This is a genomic window from Aquiflexum sp. TKW24L (genome assembly GCF_023502205.1).
GTDB lineage: Bacteria > Bacteroidota > Bacteroidia > Cytophagales > Cyclobacteriaceae > Cognataquiflexum.
On record NZ_JAMFLG010000001.1, the window covers coordinates 221605 to 237909 of the forward strand.

Genomic DNA, 16305 nt, shown 5'->3' on the forward strand with positions numbered 1-16305 from the left:
GATTTGTCGAAATTTTGAATGTTCATTTGAACAAAGAGTAATATGTAGGTAGTTGCGGTTTAGCAGTTACACCTCACCGCCAATTTGGACAAAGCCTTAGATTAGAACTTAAAGCTGATGTCGAAGCCCAGTGAGCGCGTAGTTGGCACCTGCGCGTTTTCCAATCCTTGGACGTTGCCAGCACCATTTACTCCTTGTGGGTCAAGGTAAGGCAAGTTACTTTGAAGGATGGCCAGGTTGCGGCCAAACAGACGGAAACGCACATCCCGTACGGGAAGCCTGGAAATCAAGCTGTTAGGTAGGCTATAACCCAACGATACTTCGCGAAGCTTGATGAAAGAAGCATCGAAAACATTGGGAGAGGCCACCGACCAGATAGTTTGGTAGTAAGCTTGGGGGCTAATGTTCACCGTATTGGGCTCTCCAGTTTCAGTTACACCGGGTACGATTAAACCAGTTTCACGAACGTTATTCTCAACAGTTATGGGATCCATACCTGAGTATTTGGACCACTGCATAGAAGTCGAGTGAATAATACCACCACCTTGAAAGTCAATCAGGGCACTGAGTTCCAGACCTTTGTAGGAAAAGCTGTTGCGCATACCACCGGCGAAGTCTGCAATGGTACTGCCCAAGAACTCGCGGTTACTATTTACCAATGGGAAACCGTTGGTACCCACAATCACTTGACCGACATCGTTGCGGCGGAAGTCTTGGCCGAACAGCGACATGTAAGGGAAGCCTTCCTGAACACGAACGTCGGCGGCCCAAGTAATACCTGCAATGATGTTCTCAACACCCGGGGCCAATTCAACTACCTCGTTGTTGAAAGTGGCAAAGTTCACCATCAAATCCCAGGCAAAATCACCTCTAACCACAGGACGAGCATTCACCATCACTTCGATACCATGGTTGCGCATAGAACCAGCGTTCAGCACCCTTGAAGTAAACCCGGTTGAAGCAGAGGAAGGCACGTTGAAGATTTGGTCTACAGTAGTACGGTCGTAATACGACACATCGAACGACAGACGGTCCTTGAGTATGCCAAATTCGATTCCGAACTCAATCTCGTTGGTACGCTCAGGTCGAAGATTTGCATTAGGGTTACTCAAAGGCACTGTATAACGCGGGAAGTCGCCAAAGTTAGGTACTAAATTGCTGTATACGTTTCGCAACTGGTAAGGGGCAGCATCATTGGCGGCTTGGCCATACCCCACGCGCACTTTTCCAAAAGAAAGAAAGGAATTGCGGAAGGCCTCAAGCTCTGTAAACACAAAGCTGGAAGATACCGAAGGGTACCAGTAATTGTTGTTATCGGCAGGTAAAGTAGAAGACCAGTCGCCACGCAAAGACAAGTCTACATATAGCAAATCCATGAAACCCACAGAAGTTGTAGCAAACACACTGTTGATGGCCCTTTCCTGCTCATTGGTAATTACCTGAGCTGCACCTACAGAGTTAGCGATATTGAAGAAACCATCCAAGGCCAAGCCTCCCACGGTGTTGATGCTATTCCCAGTATTCTTCTGGTTCATCAAGTTACCCCCGAGCATAGCATTCAAAGAGAATTTTTCACTGAGCCGCTTGTTAAAAAGCAATTTGGCTTCTAAGTTGGTTTCTGCGAAAGTACGCACCGTCTCAGCATAGCGAGATTGGGTAATACCACCTTGGGGGATACCTTCGCGAGAGCGGAAAGTGAACCCATCACGCATGGCCCTTACATTGAAACTCAGGCCATCGATGATTCTGTAGTTCAGGTTGAAGTTACCGAACAACCGGTCACGGCTGTCTTCCTGCAAGTAGTTGTTGCGCACCCAGTAAGGGTTGTCAAAGAAACGGGGACGGTGGTTGAACGACAGCAACTGACCGGTTGCCGGATCGATAACCGGACCTATGGGGTTCCAAGTTTGCTGACGCCCATCAAGGAACTGATCGTTTTGCAAACGCTTCACATCAAGCTGGGTTTGCCACCATTGGGTGAAGCCCTGCATAGGGTTGGAGTTGTCGTAGCCGGTAGTATTACGCCCATCTGCGTTTTGCAGCACAAAACTACCGGCAACAGATGCGGTGAGGCGATCAGATATTTTGTAAGTAGTATTTAAGCTGATGGTATTACGCGAGAGGTTGGAGTTGGGGATTACACCCTTTTGATTCAAGTTGGTGTAGCTCAGACGGAAGCTACTGACATCATTGGAGCCAAAAACGGCAAAGCTATTTTGCATGGTAACACCAGTTTCGAAGAAGTTCTCATAACCATTGGCAGGGGCTACCCAAGGGCGGGTCTCGCCGTAGGTAGGAGAATCGATATCCCAAGAGTCCCAGTGACGTACCCTGGTATCCTGATCGTAGCGCGGTCCCCAAGAGCCGTCTTTGGCGTAGATAGGTGCCAAGAAAGATTGACCGTTTTCAGTAAATTCCACAAAGCCTGACTCTGTATTGGTAATATCGCCACCACCATATTGTTGCTGATGGGGTATCAGGGCGATGGGACTCTCAAATGTAGTGGTGGAATTCACTTCCACTCCAATACCTCTCTTGCTGCCGCCACTCTTAGTCGTGATCAAGATCACGCCATTTGAACCTCGGGTACCGTATAGGGCAGTAGCAGCAGCACCTTTCAACACCTCCATAGAAGCAATATCTGCAGGGTTGATGTCGGAAGCAGCGTTACCGTAGTCGTAAGCTCCGCCTCCAAAGCCATCCTGCTGGTCCGCCGTAGAGTAGTTGTCGTTATTGATGGGCATACCGTCTACCACAAACAGGGGCTGATTTTCTCCCAAAAAGGAGTTTGCACCCCGAATAGTGATACGCGAAGACCCTCCGATGGCAGCTGGCGTACCCTGAATCTGGACGCCGGCTATTTGACCTTGCAAGGCATTTATGATGTTGGTTTCACGGGTATCTGCCAAGCGCTGGCCGTCGACCGACTGAACAGCGTAACCCAAGGAAGCTTTTTCACGGGAAATGCCAAGGGCAGTTACCACAACTTCTGACAGTTGTGATGCATCTGGAATTAGCGTCACATTAATCAATGACCTATTACCGATTGTTTCTTCAACGGTCTTCATTCCGATAAAAGAAAAAACCAAAATGTCAGACCCTTCAGGAACACTAACCGAATAATTACCATCCATATTGGTAGTTGTTCCCATTGTACTGCCTTTGACAAGAACGGTTGCCCCCGGCAAACCCATTCCATCTTCTTGGGAAATTACCTTTCCGGTAATTTCCCTTTGCTGCGCCGAGACCTCATAACTGAGTGCCAAAGAAAAAAGCGCTGTTATAATATGTAAAGCTTTCATCATTAGGTATATAGATAAGTTTAATTGAAATTTAAATCTATTTTTTAAACAATTCAAAGATTTTTTTTTATTAAATAATTGTTTTTTACTAAAATATTAAATAAATTATGATTAGTTTGTTTCTATCGGATAAAAAAATCATTTTCAATATGATTTCCATCTCCGAGCCTCACCTGATAACAGGATTGATTTATCGAGAATATTGAGTACTTATATGAATATTTTTTTAGGAATGCCTCACTTGGACATAGGGTTTTTCAGAGGCCTATGTACCAAACCCATACCTAATCTTGTAGTCAACCACATTTTGTACAGCTGCTGAATGATATTTTTTGTTCCTCTCATTGTTTTTTCATTCACCCAAAAAACTGCTCAAAAAAAGCTAAAAGCTTAATAGGCCATATTGAAGAATTGGGCTATTGTGAACATAATAGGTTTAAAAATTCAAAGACTATCAGTTGGGTTTTGTTAGGAAGAAGTGATCATACACTAAACTGTTTAATTCTGAGGATCATTTATCCTGTACCATCTTCAAAAAACGTGGAGGTCATAGGACAGGCACGCCAAAAAATCGAAACTCATATAAAATCCACATTACCTAAAAATAAATTGCTACACATTCAAAGTCAATAATTTCGGATTCTTTTTTTCTTTAAATAAACAAAGGGAAAATATCAAAAAAATTGTTAACCCAAAATTTGAGGTTAAAAATTAAGCTCTTACAATTTTGATTTTCAATGGCTTGATATCCTTTTAGAATTAAGTTGGAAGGAGAATAATAAAAGTTGTTCCTTTCCCCTCTTCCGAATCCACCTTGATCTCCCCCCCATGTGCCTTTACAATATCATATGACAATGATAATCCAAGACCTGTTCCCTGTCCGGTTGGCTTGGTGGTGAAGAAAGGTTGGAAGATTTTGGTTTTGATGGCGTCGGGGATGCCGGGGCCGTTGTCAGAAACTCTTATTTCTAGATTGTCTCCATTCTTCATCGTTGAGACCTTCACTAGAGGCTTTAATTCTGAATTATGAATTAAGAATTCTGAATTGGTAAACGCTTGAAATGCATTGTTGATGATATTCAACACCACCCTTCCGATTTCTTGTGGGACCACATTGATTTTGGGAAGGTTCGGGTCGAAGTTTGTCTCAAAGTCCGCATTGAAAGACTTGTCCTTTGCACGCATGCCATGGTAGGATAATCTTAGATATTCGTCCGCCAAGCCATTGATATCTGTTAATACTTTCTCTCCCGAACTTATTCTGCTGTGCTCGAGCATCCCTTTCACAATCGCATCTGCCCGCTTGCCGTGGTGGTTGATTTTTTCTAGGTTTTGCTTGATATCATTTGAGATAAATTTAGCCTCTTCAATATCTCCTTTTTCTAACTCTGCATTCATTTCATCCAAAAGTTCGCTACTGACTTCCGAGAAATTATTGACAAAATTCAATGGATTCTGGATTTCATGGGCGATACCGGCTGTCAGTTCACCGAGAGATGCCATCTTTTCTGATTGGATCAGCTGCGCTTGGGTGGATTTTAAAGTTTGATGGGCCATTCCGAGTTCACCATAAGCTTTCTCGATTTCTTTCGCTTGCGCTAATTCTTTGTCTTTGGTTTTTTCCCGTTCCTTTCGGAGGGTTTTTGCTTTTTGAATTAAGTGGATTCTCCAGACTAGCCCAATCAAGAACAAAGCGTAAATTCCATAAGCCCACCAGGAACGGTACCAAGGTGGCAATACTGTAAAAGTATAGGTCACAGGATCAGTCCACATTCCATTCGCGCCTAGTGCCTTCAACCTAAAAGTATATGTACCCTCATGGATATTGCCAAAAGAAGCATTTGACCTGTTGGTGACAGGACTCCAGTTATCATCATACCCTTCCAAAAGATATTGGTACCTTACCATCTGTGGCCTTGAAGTCTCAATGGCAACAAATTCAAAAGAAACCTGATTGAGCTTATAGGGTAATACTAGATTTTGTGGAAGATGATAAAAAGGTGTTATACCATCAAACTCAAGATTTTTAAAGCGTTGTGTCATACTATCCCTTTCTGCTAATGTCAATTCCCTCCCGAAAAGGCTTACTTCGTCTGTGATGTAGGCAGGAACGGAAATACTGTCTAGCGGATTAACTTTTTCATCAATAAAATTGGATTTCCTGTTTTCATCACCAAACTCGATTAGAGTATGCCAGCTCACAGGTTCATCCTTCACTTTAACCGATTCAATTACAAGCATCGGAAGATCTTCATTCTTATTTAAGGCCTCATAATCAAATCGAACCAACCCTGATGATTCGGAGCCAGTGCCCGCCCAGATAATGCCTTTACTATCCAAAAGCATAGTGCCTTGTCCTCCATTCACATCTTTTACAGGATATCCTGTAGAAGTGTTGAAAATTTCCATATCGGTAAGGTTAGAAAGATCATCTGAAATATTAAAAATTGAAATCCCTAAATTAGTTCCTACGGCCATTTTTCCATTTGGCATTTGAAGGACTTGTGTTATATTATTATCAGGCAAACCTTCTGCGGTTCCAAAACTTCTAAATAAAGTAGCTGGAATACTATCTTGGTTCGAATGTTCTATATAGGATTCTAAATCCAAAAAACTTAAGCCTCCTACAGTTCCGAACCATAGATTACCTGATTTATCCTCTACAATACTCATAATATAATTATTGGCAAGACCATGAGCCGTTGTTAAATTGGTAAAAGTTTCGCCATCATAATAACTCAATCCACCTCCGTTAGTCCCAAACCAAAGGTTACCTGAACTATCTTCCATGCTTAAGGAAATATCATCATGTGCCAGACCTTGGACGGTGGAAAAGTTAGTTATTGATTTGCCATCATACCGGCTCATTCCTTTGCCATCTACTGTTACAAACCAAAGATTTCCGGCCCTATCCTCGGTAATATTCCTAATTCCAGAATGCACCAATCCTTGATCAGTGGTATAATTTGTAAAAGAATTACCATCATATCTGAAAACACCGAAACTCATGGTGCTCATCCATATGCTTCCATTTCTATCTTCTATGATGCTTGTAATTCCATTATCAAATTGCCCCAAGGCAAGATTAAAATTGGTAAATGATTTTCCATCATAATAACTTAGACCTCCTTCGTCAGTACTGAACCAAAGGTTTCCATCTTTATCTTCAGTGATGCTCACTACAAAAGAACTCGGCAAACCATGGGCTTTGGAAAATGTTGTGAATGATGGACCATCATAGCGACTGACGCCTCCTCCATAAGTAGCGAACCAAAGACTCCCAGTCTTATCCTTGCTAATACTTAAAATATTATTATTTGCCAACCCCTGAACAGTGGTAAAATTGGTAAACACCTTGCCATTAAAACGACTCACTCCACCCCCATCAGTACCAAACCAAAGGTTACCTGCATTATCCTCCGTGATATTCCGAACTAAATTATTTGCTAGACCTTCATTGGTAGAAAAATTGGTAATACCTACATTTCCCTGAGGCAAAGAACCTGATCGTGATTTTAGCCAATCTGAGGGTTCATAGCGGCTAACTCCCCCGCCCAAAGTGCCAAACCATAGAATTCCTTCACTATCTTCTTTAACTCTCCAAACAGCATTGCTTGCTAAGCCATGATCAGTAGATAAAGTGGTAAAGGTTTGGCCATCATAGCGGCTTACACCTCCTTCCATGGTTCCGAACAAAAGGTCCCCATTTTTATCTTCAGTGATACACCAAACATTATTATCCGCCAAACCATGAGCAGTAGAAAAAGTAGTAAAAGATTTGCCGTCAAAACGATTTAAACCATCAAATGTCCCTAACCAAATATTTCCATCCTTGTCCTCGGCTATATCCCGCACAACATTATATGAAAGGCCCTGATCCTCAGAAAAATTGGCAAAAGATTTTCCATTATAACGACTGACTCCAGTACCATCAGACCCAAACCAAAGATTGCCGGACGTATCCTCAAAAATAGACCAGATTGAATTATTTACCAGACCATGTGCAATAGTAAAATTGGTAAATGATTTTCCATCATACCGGCTCACTCCACCACCTTGGGTGCCAAACCAAAGATTCCCTGTCCTATCCATAAATGAACATAAAATGGACTCTAATGCCAAACCATCATCAGTAGTGAAGGTCGTAAAATTAGATAAGCCACCACCTCCCATTAAAATTGTATTGCCTTCCTGATCCAAAATAGGTTCACCTTTATCATTTTTTAAGACAGGAAGCAGGGTAGTTTCAGTTTCGATCTCGTGGATGTGTCTAACCTTTGGTTTTGGCATATCTTTTAATAAAAAAGTCTTGGGTTGTAAGCTGTCAGGGAGGTCGGCTATTACAGTTCTTCGCAAGGTTACAAGAGAGTCTTTTTCGATACTCTTGTCAATTGCTCTGAATTCCTGTTTGGTGTTGCAGGAAACCAAAAATCCCAAACAAATTGCTAAAACTAGTTTGAATGCATTCATTGGCCTACTTTAAATTGGTAAAAAATATGAAATCAATCCCCACCTAAAGCGTTGATTATCTTAAATATAAGGAAGATTGTTTAAAAATTCATTCCCTTTACAAAATTTAGAATTGACCCACTCTTCCATGAGACTTCACTCCTGTACCAGCCGGTTTTAATCCATCGCAAAGTCTTTGATGAATCCGCATGATGTGATAAAACAATTGCTAAAGCTTTATACCTATTTTTTGGTCTTTTTGATTAATTTGCTTCGATCAATACTATAAATTTTAGATATAATATCGTTGAAAGTTTATGCGTATTGGTTCACTAAACTCTTGATTTATGACTAAAAAATACGCCCTCTACTTCCTATTCTTTCTGATTATCGTCCATAATTCTTTTGCACAACAAGCAAGGGCTTATCTGATGCATCCGGACATCAACGGCAACCAATTGGTTTTTGTAGCCGAAGGTGACATTTGGAAAACCACACTTTCCGGCGGTGAAGCTGTCAGGTTGACCACACATCCAGGTGATGAGAGCTTCCCCAAAATTTCCCCAGATGGGAAATGGGTAGCTTATGCCGCGACCTATGAAGGACCTACTGAAGTTTACCTGATTCCTATTTCGGGAGGTTTGCCAAAAAGAATGACTTACGAACCTGCAGCTTCTATCCCTACAGATTGGAAGTCTCCAACCGAATTGGCTTACGTGACCAACCAATATTCCACTTTGCCAAGACTCAATACTGTTTTGTTGAACATTGAAACCGGAAATAAAGACATTTTGCCACTTGACATGGCTGCCGAGGGGAGCTTTAACGAATCTGGTGACACTTTCTATTTTGTCAGGCCTACTTTTCACAACAATGTCACCAAACGCTACGAAGGGGGAACTGCCAGACAAGTTTGGAAATACACTGCCGGGCAAGCGGAAGCGGTAAAACTTACCAAAGATTACAAGGGTGAAGACCACCACCCTATCCATCATGGCGGCAGGGTTTACTTTATTTCATCCCGGGATGGGATCCAAAATGTCTGGTCCATGGATGAAAATGCATCAGATCTTAAGCAGCACAGCAAGCAACCAAGCTACGATGTCAGGGAAGCTTCCCTTCATTCTAACAACTTGGTGTACCGATCAGGCGCTGATCTCTACCACCACGATCTTGCGAGCGGGCAGGAAAAAAAGCTCCCAATCAGCCTCACCTCCGATTTTGATCAGTTGAGAGAATATTGGATTGATAATCCGGCAAGTTATGTGACGCATATTTCCCTAAGCAATGACGGTGAAAAAGTGGCTTTGACCGCCCGCGGAAGGGTTTTTGTATTTCCCTCAAAACAAGGAAGGTCGCTCCGACTCAGTCAAAAGGATGGCGTGCGGTACAGGGATGCGGTTTTTTCAAGTGATGGCAAAGATATTTTCGCATTTTCGGATGAAAGTGGAGAATTTGAAATTCACCAATATTCCGGTTTGGGATTGGATCAGGGTAAACAGCTGACAAAAGACGGCAATACGCTGAGATTTGGCCTTATGCCTTCTCCTGATGGAAAAAAACTAGCTTACCATGACCTCAATAATGACCTATGGATCCATGATCTCACATCGGGCAAAAAGACGAAAGTTACTGCCAGCGATGAAAGTATTCAAGGAGCGAAGGCATGGTCACCGGACAGCAAATGGCTTGCTTATGGGCAGGCAGCTTCCAATACTTTCATGCAGCTTTTTATTTTCAATTCGGAGACCGGAAAGCGGATTCCGCTGACCTCTGACCGTACCAATAGCATGAATCCACAATGGAGTGCTGATGGCAATTGGATCTATTTCCTCTCTGACAGAAATTTTGAATCAAGGATCGGTTCACCATGGGGTACCAGACAACCTGAACCGTTTTGGGAAAAGCAGATTAAAATTTATCAGGTAGGTCTGAAAAAAGGATTGGTTTCCCCTTTCCAACCCAAAAATGAACTGAAACCTGTAGAGGAAAAAAAAGGCAATGGTCCAGTGGCCGTTACAATTGATGAAGAGGGGTTGATGGAAAGGGTGAGGGAAGTGCCAGTCCCTGCAGGAAATTATAAAAACCTGGTCGTGACCGACAAAGCCCTATACTATCACCGGGTAGGTTCCGGAATGGGTGTTTACTACGGAGGTGGCGCATCCAATGAAGACAATCCGGCTTTGATGATGACACCCATAGATGAAACGGCCGAACAAAAAGTTTTTGCGGACAAAGTCAACAGCTTTGTCACTTCATCGAACAACAAATACGCTGTCTTGAGGGTTGGTTCCAATCACTATGTGGTAGAACTGGGAACATCTCCTATTTCTGATCTTTCCAAGAGCCAGCTGAATCTTAGCGGATGGAAGTTTTCTATAGATCCGAGAGAGGATTGGAAGCAGATCTATACCGATGCCTGGAGGATGGAGCGGGATTATTTTTATGACAAAAACATGCATGGGGTAAATTGGGATGCGATGTATCAAAAATACCTTCCGCTTGTGGACTGTGTCACAACCCGACGGGAGCTTTCCGATGTCATGGGTGAGCTCATCGGGGAACTGAGTGTACTCCATACTTCAGTAGGCGGAGGTGACCTGAGAAGCGGAGATGATCAGATCCAATTTGGAATGTTGGGTGGCAGGTTTTCGAAAAATGAAAAGCTGAAAGGCTATAATATAGACCACATTTTCTTAAGTGATCCGGACTATCCAAACGAGATGTCGCCGCTCTCCCATCCTGATATGAATATCGCAAAAGGCGATGTCATCACACATATTGACGGAGTTGCGGTAATAGAGTCACCGGATATGATGTATTTATTGAGAGACAAGGCAAATAAACAAGTCCGTATCAAGATCCTCAGCAGTGCTGGCGCAGACAAAGGCGACAGGATAATAATCCCAATGACAGCTTCAGCTGAATCTAATCTCCGCTACAATGAATGGGAATACAGCCGCAGGTTGATGGCAGAAGAAAAATCCGATGGAGACATAGGCTATGTTCACCTTCGTGCGATGACAGCCGGCGATATCAGCCAATGGTACAGGGATTTCTATCCTCAGTTCAAAAAGTCAGGTTTGGTAATCGATGTGCGACAAAACCGTGGGGGAAATATTGATTCTTTCATCCTGGAAAAATTAATGAGGGAAGTGTTTTTTTATTGGAAAAGCAGGACAGGCGAACCCTATTACAACATGCCCTATGCCTTCAGAGGCCATTTGGTATTATTGGTGGATGAGTTTACGGCTTCAGATGGCGAGGCTTTTGCCGAAGGATTCCGAAGATTGGATTTGGGTAAATCCATAGGCGCCCGAACTTGGGGCGGGGAAGTGTGGCTTTCGGGAGTCAATACCTTGACGGACAACGGGGTAGCCCGTGCCCCGATGAATGGCGTCTATGGGGAAGAAGGTGAATGGTTAATAGAGGGAGTTGGGTTCATTCCTGATATAGAAGTCATCAACCTGCCAAAAGCAACCTTCGATGGTGGCGATGCCCAGTTGGATGCAGCGATTGAGCATCTAAAAGCACTGATCAAATCCGATCCTAGACCTGTGCCGGCCCCACCGACTTATCCGGACAAAAGTTTCAAGAATAGAAAGCAATGATATGCTGCTGTTCGAAATCAAAACTCGTATGCTATAAATAGATACAAAGGAGAAGGTTCATTTGGAACTTTCTCCTTTTATCAACCTACTCTTGCTTTCCAGGATTAAGCTCTTGATTGTTGGTTTGAAATTTGGCTATGTTGAATAAAGTCCCAAAATAATCCCTTAAGATTCTACTTAGATTGAATTTACCAGAATTTCTGTTCCTCAGGCATATTTTCCAAGGCAGCTTTCATCTGATCATACCCTTTTTGGACGATTTCCTTCCAGCGGGAATCATCCATCATTCCGATGCCTTTCAATTCCAATTCCAGATAGAGAGCAACTCCTGATTTGGTCATTTCCTGTTTTTTTCTACTGTTTAAGGTAAGGGAATTGACTAGAATGGAGGTAATGCCAGGAAGGCGGAATTTTCTTTTGCCAGTAATTTGATTCCAAATGATTTTAGTGGCAGTCGGAGTTTCTTCAAAATCCACTGGCTGAGATTTGAGCTGCGTAAGTGAGATAGCAATGATATGCTTGACAGGATAGTTGTACATGGTTTCGATGGGAAGATTGTCCACTACCCCTCCATCTACATGAAGCTGGTTTTCGATTACCACAGGAGGATAGATTCCCGGGATGGCAATACTTGCTTCTACCTGTTTCCATGCAAGGCCTCTCTCGTGTACCCTGGTAGAAGCATTGGAATAATTGGTAGAAACACAATAACTCCCAACCCAAAAATCCTCCAGATAAGCTTCTCCGAACATCTTTTTGATGTAATTACTCATTTTTTTCCCAGACATAAATGAGATCAAAGGAAATGTAAAATCATTTTTCGTCAGTTTGCTATTGGCTGAGTCTTTACTGTAATAATCTATCTTTTCCCTGTCAAAATCACAAAATGAAGCCGTCAATCCATATAATGCGCCTGCGCTCGTACCACCCAAAAAGTCGATTTCCATCCCGGAATCATACAGGGCTTTGATCACGCCCATATGGCCAAAGCCTTTGGCTCCACCTCCGCCTAGGACTAGACCAATCGCTTTATTGGCTAATATTCTAGCAAAGCGACGTATGTCCGGACCATAATTTTTGCGGTAATGAACATGGAGATCAATTTTCCTGCCCTCAAACCATCGCTTGGTATTTTCGGGGAATCTTGCGTTTTCGGGATGTAGGAGCAATAGGTATATTTTCTTATTAAGGATACTGTTGGAATACAGATCCAAGTGAACCTCTATCTCTTTGACGTTGCTCTCTGCAAAAAAATCGGTGGCCAAAACTACCAAATCCGCATAGATGATGCATTGCTTAGACCAATTGAGATCCTCGTCACTGCAGACGAGGAAATTCAATCCTTCATGTTGCTCCAAGGTATCGTAAAGTGTCTGCAATTCAAGGTTGGCATGGGAATTATGATCCAAGATCTGGATACCAACATTTAAGGATTCAAATTGGGCTTTGATAGCATCTGTGTATTCCGAAATATCCCTTTCAGATTGGAGATTGATCACGGCAATATTTTTAGCTGATGTTTCAAGGTGTTGCTGAAGGGCATTTCTACGGAGCCTATTTACAACAAACCGGGTTAATTTGGTTGAGAAAGCCGGGTACCTAGCAACGATTCCCAAGTAGGCATTTTCTTTCAATTCGAGGACGATTGATTTTCTGATTGCCACCACAGCAGCTGACCGTGGTTCGGACATAAACAGTGCAAATTCACCTATAGGTTCGCCTTCACCGATATCCCCGAGGGCATGCATTGTGCCGTCTTCCTGCTTTGCTAGGGCACGGAATCTGCCTGAAAGGACTATATAAAGGGTGTTGTCTACATCTCCCTGATGGAAGAGAAAGTCTCCGGTATTTAAGGAAACCTCTTTCCCTATTTCAAGAATCTGTGTCAACAGGTCTTCGCCGAGTTCGCCGAAGAGGCGAAGGAGAATTTGGCGGTTATGTGGGTTGTGGGTAAAATCTGGGTGCAAAACTTTAGATGGTACGTAAGAAGTGAAATTATAGGGGTTAAGTCCTATTAATATAAAAGTTAAATATTGAGAAACAAAAGTTTAATTCTTAAGTGGTGATTTTTTTTCATTCAAAAAACATTTCTGATTTCAATAAATCTCTAGACTCCTGATGAAAAACCAATTATAGCAGTAAAAATAGAAAACGGCCCACGGTCAACCGGATCATTTTTTGATTCCACTTTATAACCGGCTAAAGGTAAGTCCGGATTTTAGGGTTAAGATATCGGTAAGCTAATCTTAAATTCTGAACCTTCTCCTACCACAGAGACTACATCAATTTCCCCTCCATATGATTTTATGATGTCATAGGAAAGGGATAAGCCAAGGCCAGTCCCCTGACCGGTGGGTTTGGTTGTAAAAAATGGTTGGAAGATTTTGTCTTTGATCGAATCCGGAATACCGGGGCCGTTGTCCCCTATCGAAATTTCGATTTTGTCTCCAAGGTTTTTGGTTGATACGGTTACCAGAGGCTTTAATTCAGAATTCTGAATTATGAATTCTGAATTATTAACCGCTTGAAAAGCATTATTTATAATATTCAGCAAAACCCTTCCTATATCTTGGGGAATGACATTGACTTTGGGTAAATCCGGGTCAAAATTGGTTTTAAATACACCAGTAAAGGTTTTATCTTTGGCCAACATCCCATGATAAGAAAGTCTTAAAAATTCATCCGACAGATTATTGAGGTCTGTAGGTACTTTTTCGCCTGAGCTTTTTCGGCTGTGCTCGAGCATACCTTTGACGATAGCATCCGCTCTTTTGCCGTGAAAGGTAATCTTCTCAAGGTTACGTTTGACATCTCTCAAAATCTCATTTTCCAGCTCGACATCGATTCGATCTTGCTTCTTGGTTCTTGCTTCTTGTATCTCAACAATCATTTCACTGCTTACCTCTGAAAAATTATTTACGAAATTTAAAGGGTTTTGTATTTCATGTGCAATGCCGGCTGTTAATTCTCCAAGTGAAGCCATTTTTTCCGATTGAATCAATTGAGCTTGGGCAGATTTCAATTGTTCAAAAGCAGATTCCACGTTTTCCCGCTGCACATGGATTTCCTCTTTTTGTATCTGTAATAGGCGGTTTGCCTTTTGCTTACTCAAGTTGTTTCGGTATAAGGAAATGCTGATAATGACAAACATCAACAATCCTCCCAAAGACGTAAAAATGATGATACGTTGGTTGAAAACTGCTGCATTTTTCAACTCAGTATCTTTTTGGAGCAGTTCTATTTCAGCTTCTTTTTTGTCCAATTCAAAATCAAATTGAAGTTGTCGGATCATTTGATCAGTGCTAGATTTTGCTATTTCTTCTTTCACTCCTTTAGCATTAATTTCATTCTCATAGGCAGCTTTATAATCTCCGGTAATTGCCTCAATCTCTGCCAAATTTAAATACACATCTACCAATTCATCTTTGGCATCGGTTTCAATTGCCAATAATTTGGCTCTTTCCAAAGTTAAGATCGCAGCTTCAAAATCCCCCCTCTTTCTCTGCGTTTTGGCTAATCCGAGAAGACCTTGAGTTAAATCAAATTTAGCATCCAATCTTTCCGATATTTCTAAGGAACGTCTGTGAAAACCAAATGCTTTTTGAAAATTGCCCATTTCTCCGTTGATTTCCCCTAGTTGGGTAAGCGGAAAGGTGGCGTCAATGGTTCCGTCACAAAGTTCCAAGGCCAATTGGTGAAAATAGATCGCAGAATCATACTTCAGTTCTTTGTAATAAATCTCCCCAATGTTCATTGCTGAAGTTGCAATTCCCGGCGTATGATCTATACCCTGGAATACCTCAAGTGATTTTTTGAAAAAAGTCAATGCTTCAATAAGGTTGCTGCTATTCTTTTGGTAAACGGTTCCGATATTATTCAGTGAAGTTCCAATCCTTAATTTATTATCGATTTCCTCAGAAATTTTGAGAGATTCAAAATGAAGTTCCAAAGCTCTGCTGCTGTTTCCCGTCATAAAATAAATGGAGCCCAGATTACTTAAAATATTTGCTTCTCCTGTCAGGTCATTAATTTCATGGAAATATTTCAAAGCTTCCTGAAAGTTCAATATTGATTCCTGAAAATTACCCATAGCCGCCTCCGCTCTACCTCGGGCATTATAAGCGCTGGCAAGGCCTTTTTTGTAATTTACCTTTTGGCCCAATAGGATAGCTTGATCAAAATATTCAATGGCAGTTTTATTATCAGAACCTAGAAATTCCAGTCCTATTTCCAAATATTGAGAAACCTTTGTACTATCATCATTAAGCTGTTTGATTGAATTTATTAAACTATCAGCTCTACCGGTTTGGGCCAAACTTCCAGTTGAAAGGGAAAAAGATAATAAAGGTAAAAGGAGTATGTATTTAAAAACAGTCATAAATCAGTTCATATACCTTGGTGAATGGTATCTGTTGTCTTTGTCAGATTGAGGATTTTCCTAATTGTATTTTATGCAATTGAATATAAAGTGTATTTAATAAGAAACAAACATGCTAAAGTATAAACGGACTTGGGTTAAAGCAACCCTTTATATTTATTTCGCTCGTTCATTCTATTTATTCAAAGAAATCCAACAAAATTTCGATCTCTCTACTAATGACATACTTTGGGAACAAAGTCAAATTTAACAAAATGAGAATAATATCCGGGTAAAATTTACCATTGAAAGATGGCAGTTAGATTATACCTAATAACCCGATAAATTCAAATTTATTTCTTTTCTCACTGCTCAGTTTGACTTGTTCCAAATCATCGAAAATCAATCCCTAATTTAAAATTAACTACTTTCCCTTTGTTTAGAATTGGCTAAAATGAAAGTAAACAATATTTATTTTTATTGAAAGGAATCATCACATAAAACATATAATCCAAAACAATCAAATTGGGTTAAAACAAAAAAGAATGGAAGAGACTTTCCATTCTTTTTTGCAAAGCGAAGTCCT

Annotated in this window: 5 protein-coding genes; 1 reads left to right on the top strand and 4 read right to left on the bottom strand. The window is 41.5% G+C overall.

Annotation, left to right across the window (positions count from 1 at the left end; all coding sequences use genetic code 11):
• Positions 1-101: 101 nt before the first annotated feature.
• Together M3O96_RS00910 and M3O96_RS00915 are read right to left on the bottom strand one after the other, a co-directional pair.
• On the bottom strand, positions 102-3305 hold the full coding sequence (locus M3O96_RS00910; protein ID WP_249717768.1) for a SusC/RagA family TonB-linked outer membrane protein: 3204 nt from the start codon (positions 3303-3305) through the stop codon (positions 102-104).
• A gap of 756 nt (positions 3306-4061) precedes the next feature.
• Positions 4062-7772: a two-component regulator propeller domain-containing protein gene (locus M3O96_RS00915; protein ID WP_249717770.1), complete on the bottom strand. Its 3711-nt coding sequence runs from the start codon at positions 7770-7772 to the stop codon at positions 4062-4064.
• 326 nt (positions 7773-8098) lie between these two features.
• Between M3O96_RS00915 and M3O96_RS00920 the strand changes: the two genes are divergently transcribed.
• Positions 8099-11362, top strand: coding sequence for a S41 family peptidase (locus M3O96_RS00920; RefSeq protein WP_249717773.1), 3264 nt, complete (start codon positions 8099-8101; stop codon positions 11360-11362).
• A 188-nt stretch (positions 11363-11550) separates the two neighbouring features.
• Here the strand turns inward: M3O96_RS00920 and M3O96_RS00925 are convergent, their stop codons facing one another.
• Together M3O96_RS00925 and M3O96_RS00930 are read right to left on the bottom strand one after the other, a co-directional pair.
• Entirely contained in the window at positions 11551-13329 is a 1779-nt protein-coding gene (locus tag M3O96_RS00925) for a patatin-like phospholipase family protein (protein WP_249717776.1), read from the bottom strand.
• A 257-nt stretch (positions 13330-13586) separates the two neighbouring features.
• Complete coding sequence (locus M3O96_RS00930; protein WP_249717777.1) at positions 13587-15596, bottom strand: tetratricopeptide repeat-containing sensor histidine kinase; 2010 nt, start codon at positions 15594-15596, stop codon at positions 13587-13589.
• Between the last annotated feature and the right edge of the window lie 709 nt (positions 15597-16305).

Bases quoted from the DNA above. Each gene is read 5' to 3' on its own strand.
- M3O96_RS00910 (WP_249717768.1), bottom strand. From the start codon at position 3,305: ATGATGAAAGCTTTACATATTATAACAGCGCTTTTTTCTTTGGCACTC.
- M3O96_RS00915 (WP_249717770.1), bottom strand. From the start codon at position 7,772: ATGAATGCATTCAAACTAGTTTTAGCAATTTGTTTGGGATTTTTGGTT.
- M3O96_RS00920 (WP_249717773.1), top strand. From the start codon at position 8,099: ATGACTAAAAAATACGCCCTCTACTTCCTATTCTTTCTGATTATCGTC.